The sequence below is a fragment of the Aphanothece microscopica RSMan92 genome (assembly GCF_046613545.2).
Taxonomy (GTDB): domain Bacteria; phylum Cyanobacteriota; class Cyanobacteriia; order PCC-6307; family Cyanobiaceae; genus NIES-981.
Map to the genome: position 1 here is coordinate 1 of NZ_JBKKKY020000588.1, position 426 is coordinate 426.

The window sequence follows — 426 nt, forward strand, 5'->3', positions numbered from 1 at the left end:
GTCGGGGCACGGAGCGAACCGATCACGTTGAGCGGGATCCCGGCGTTCGATCCGGGCGTGTAGATCGCGAAGTCCGCCCGGTCGTGCAGCGCGGCGATGTCCGTGCCGTCGAGCCCCCAGCCCGCGAGTCCGTTGCGCCACATCTCGGCGGTCTCGGCGGCGCGGTCTGCGATGGACACGCCGTCGCGCTGGGCGGCCACGGCGTCGATCCACGGTTCGAAGTCGGGGCCGCGCAGGTTCTCGAACCCGAGCAGGAGGTTGCCCATGTCGCCCTTGGGGTCGATGACCAGCGTGGGGATGCCCTGGGCGAGCGCTTCTTCGAGCACGACGACGCCGAGGCCCGTCTTGCCCGAGCCGGTCATGCCCACGATGACCCCGTGGGTCGTGAGGTTCGATGCCTCGTAGTGCACCGGTGCGTCGGTGCGG

The 426-nt window shown here is 70.7% G+C and carries 1 protein-coding gene; it reads right to left on the reverse strand.

The window, feature by feature from the left end; genetic code table 11:
• Positions 1 to 426: helicase HerA-like domain-containing protein (locus tag ACLD7X_RS19185; protein ID WP_411425268.1), on the reverse strand; the 426-nt coding region annotated here is incomplete at both ends.